General features: G+C 63.2%; 3 protein-coding genes. All 3 read right to left on the bottom strand.

Annotated elements, in window-relative coordinates:
• Positions 1 to 32: 32 nt before the first annotated feature.
• From HY26_RS17155 to HY26_RS17145, 3 genes are read right to left on the bottom strand one after another with little or no spacing between them, the layout of a single operon-like run.
• A complete protein-coding gene (locus HY26_RS17155; protein WP_112074214.1) occupies positions 33 to 1565 on the bottom strand; it encodes an IS66 family transposase in 1533 nt (510 codons plus the stop codon).
• Positions 1566 to 1615: 50 nt separating this feature from the next.
• Positions 1616 to 1963: an IS66 family insertion sequence element accessory protein TnpB gene (gene tnpB / locus HY26_RS17150; protein ID WP_112074213.1), complete on the bottom strand. Its 348-nt coding sequence runs from the start codon at positions 1961 to 1963 to the stop codon at positions 1616 to 1618.
• Complete coding sequence (locus HY26_RS17145) at positions 1960 to 2313, bottom strand: transposase (RefSeq protein ID WP_112074212.1); 354 nt, start codon at positions 2311 to 2313, stop codon at positions 1960 to 1962. Before HY26_RS17145 ends, tnpB begins: the two co-directional genes overlap by 4 nt.
• Between the last annotated feature and the right edge of the window lie 105 nt (positions 2314 to 2418).

Raw genomic sequence — 2418 nt, 5'->3', positions numbered from 1 at the left:
GTAAGCGTCCGGCGTGGGCGCCCTTGACCGGATCAGTTTTTGAAGTTCCAGGGTGCCAGGTCTGCGACGCGATTGATCGAATAATCGGCGATCCGTGACAGGACATGTGTGAGCCAGGCCTGCGGATTGACATCATTGAGTTTGGCGGTCTCGATCAGCGTGTAGGCGATGGCAGCGGCATGTCCTCCGCCCTCGGAGCCCGCAAACATCCAGTTTTTACGGCCTATGGCGAGACCTCGCATGCCGCGCTCGGCCGCATTGTTGTCTATCTCCAAATGCCCGTCCGACAGATAGACTTCGAGCCGCGGCAGACGCGTGAGGGCGTAGCGGATCGCCTTTGCAAGGTCCGACTTGCCGGAGATCTTCGGCAGTTCTGCTTGCAGCCAGGTTATGAGGTCTTCGAATACAGGCCTTGCCTTTGCCTGCCGGATGGCGGCGCGCTGGTCGGGCGGCTGGCCGCGGGCCTCGGCCTCGACAGCGTAGAGCTCAGCGATGCGGGCGAGCGCTTCGGCAGCGATCGGGGAGCCGTTTGACTGGGCTTCATCGAAGAACTTGCGCCGGATGTGGGCAAGACAGGCGACTTCCGTGATACCGCCGGTGCGGTAGAGCTCTTCGAACCCGGCATAACCATCGGCATGCATGAACCCGGTATAACCCTTCAGGTGCCCGGCGGGACGGATGCCCTTGCGGTCCATGCTGAACCTGTAGAAGGCTGCCGGCGGGACATCGGAGCCCCAGGGACGTTCATCCCGCGCATAGATCCAGACCCGGCCGGTCCTTGTCTTGCCGTGCCCAGGCGAGAGCACATTGACCGGCGTGTCGTCGGCATGGATTGCGGTGCCGGCCCGGACATGCACGCCGAGCGCCTCGGCGAGGGGTTCGAGCAGCGCTGTGGTCTTGCCGACCCAGTCCGCCATGGTGGAGCGTTCAAGATCGATCCCTTCCCGGGCATAGATCCCGCTCTGGCGGTAGAGCGGCAAGTGGTCGGCATACTTGGAGACGAGCACGTGCGCGAGGAGGCCGGGACCGGGGCGTCCACGTTCGATCGGGCGGGAGGGCAATGGTGCCTGGTGGAAGCGATCGCAGCAGGTACATGCCATGCGTGGACGGATGAAGCGGTTCACGACAAACCTGCCGGGGACATACTCCAGCTCTTCGGTGACATCTTCGCCGACGCGCTTCAGCTTGCCGCCACAATCCCCGCAGGCCTCGCCCGCCTCCAGCACCTGCTCGGTCCGTGGCAGGTGGTCTGGGAGCGGCCTGCGCACCGGCTTGTCCTTCGGAACAGGCGCGGGCTCGGCTGCAGGAACATCTCTGCTGTAGCTGATCTCCAGGTCCTCGAGCATCAGCTGGAGTTGCTGGAGGCCTTCAGCAGAAGACCCGAACCGGTCCCGCAGTTGCTTGTCGAGCCGCGCCTTCAGCTTCTCGATCATCAGTTGGTGATGGCGTAGCTCAGCATCCCGCCGTGCGATCTCGGCGTCTCGCGCGGCAACCTGCGCCGTCATATCGCGTACGATCGCCTTCAGCGCCTCGATGTCATCAGGAAGATCAGCCACATCCGACATGAACAGGAACCTACCCTGCTTCGGGGCGTGAGAGAATCCCGAAAATGGCCTTATCCCGTCTTCAGCGGGCGCCAGGTCTGCTTCGTGATACGCCAGTCTATGCCTTCCAGGAGCATCGCGAGCTGGGCCTGGCTGAGATGGATCTTGCCGTCCTTCGCTGCCGGCCACACAAAACGACCGCGTTCAAGCCTCTTCGAGAACAGGCAGGCGCCCTGCATATCCCACCAGATCACCTTCACGAGATCACCGCGCCGGCCGCGGAACACGAACAGGTGTCCACAGAACGGATCCTCCTCCAGGACCTTCTCAGCCAGTACGGCGAGGCCATTGAAGCCCTTGCGCATGTCGGTCACGCCTGCGGCTAGCCAGACCTTTGTCGAGGCCGGAACCGGGATCATGTCACCTGCCTCAAGGCGCGCAGTACCATTACCAGCGATCCTTCATCCCGGCAGCGGATACGTGCACCGCCAGCCAGTTCCACGACGGCCTCAGCCCGCTCCTCAGGCAGGGGATGCGACGCCATCCTCGCCGGTGACGCACCGATCTCCACCGGCAGGAAACCCGCTCCCGTGTCCCGGGCCTGAAGCCGGGGATCGCGCAGCCAGTTGAAAATGACGTTCGCGTTCATGCCATGCCGGCGTGCGACTTCAGCGACCGAAACAAAAGGCTCCCGCGTCTCAGCCAGAACCTGAAGCTTGAAGGCCTTCGAATAGCTGCGACGCCTGCGCACCGGCTTATGGTCGAACATGGTCGGATCGTGTCCACTTAGATCAGGCGGACACTATCCGCCCCTTCCGACCAAAATCAGCATCAGGGACACGCCCGCAAGGGCGGGGAGACCGGACGGTTACTG

The sequence above is a fragment of the Hyphomonas sp. GM-8P genome, assembly GCF_003263315.1.
Taxonomy (GTDB): Bacteria; Pseudomonadota; Alphaproteobacteria; order Caulobacterales; family Hyphomonadaceae; genus Hyphomonas.
This window is presented reverse-complemented; position numbering and strand designations above follow the sequence as displayed.